1 protein-coding gene is annotated in these 657 nt (G+C 68.8%); it reads right to left on the reverse strand.

The genetic code is table 11. From position 1 onward, the window contains the following. Positions 1-162: 162 nt before the first annotated feature. Positions 163-657: winged helix-turn-helix domain-containing protein (locus tag AC5RWQ_RS30235; RefSeq protein WP_494286005.1), on the reverse strand; the 495-nt coding region annotated here is incomplete at its 5' end.

Below are 657 nucleotides of genomic sequence, written 5' to 3' on the forward strand. Positions count from 1 at the left end.
GTCTGTAGCAGGTCAGTGCGGCGATCGAGACGCGTCTGCGGGAACGGCCACGGACGCGCACGACCGGGGTGCGGCCCCGTGGTGACCATGTTCTGGCGTGCGGCGGTGTCATGGAGAAGCCGGCTTCGTCCTCGAAGACCAGCCAGGCTCCACGGCCCGCCGCTAGCCTTCCGCGCGGGGCCAGACCTCCTTGACCCACCCGGCCACCGCATCGTCGTCGCGTTCCATGGCGCGTCGGGCCGGGACCTGGCAGGACCAGCCGTTGCGGACCAGCAGCTTGCGCACCCCCTGGATCGTGTAGGTCAGGTGGAAGCGTCGGCCGATCACGGTCTTGATCCGTCCCAGAGTCCAGCGCTGGTCCTCCCAGCCGTGTGCAGCAGGACCCTTCGCCAGTTCCTTCTCCAGCTGGGCGAACTGCTTCTCGCTCAGCCTCGGCAGCGAAACCGGGCCCCGCGACCGCAAGGAACGGGTACCGCCCTCGACCCACGCGTGACGCCATCGCTGCACCGAGCGGACACTGACCCGCAGGTCCCTGGCAATCGACGTGCTGCCCTCACATCGGGCGAACCGCTCAGCCGCCTGAAGCCGTAACTCCTCGCGCCTGTTCTGCCGTTCGGCGGTCAGGCCACCACCTTGTGGATACCGCATCCTCCGGTG

This window comes from Micromonospora sp. BS32, assembly GCF_059089345.1.